Genomic DNA, 255 nt, shown 5'->3' on the forward strand with positions numbered 1-255 from the left:
TTTATATGCTCATCTTTCAGTGATATAAGATTTGATAGAATACTTATCTTAAGATCCTTTTCTCGACAGTATTTTACGATAGTCATCAAGTCCTTATGCAAAGAAGCTCCACCACCGGATAAAGTGACATTTATTCCACCCATAGCCGAAAACTCATCAATTACAGACTTGACCTTTTCAAGTGGCATGTCAAAACCATGATTTTTCTTATCATTTGGAATGTAGCAATGGATGCACCTTTCGTTACATCTACTT

Annotated in this window: 1 protein-coding gene; it reads right to left on the reverse strand. The window is 35.3% G+C overall.

Translation table 11 applies throughout. The annotated features are described in order from the left end of the window. The coding region (locus AC2FA3_RS15385; protein WP_490510347.1) for a radical SAM protein at window positions 1-233 on the reverse strand (233 nt) is incomplete at its 3' end. Window positions 234-255 lie beyond the last annotated feature (22 nt).

The organism is Janibacter sp. CoH_79_TC_3 (assembly GCF_058197955.1).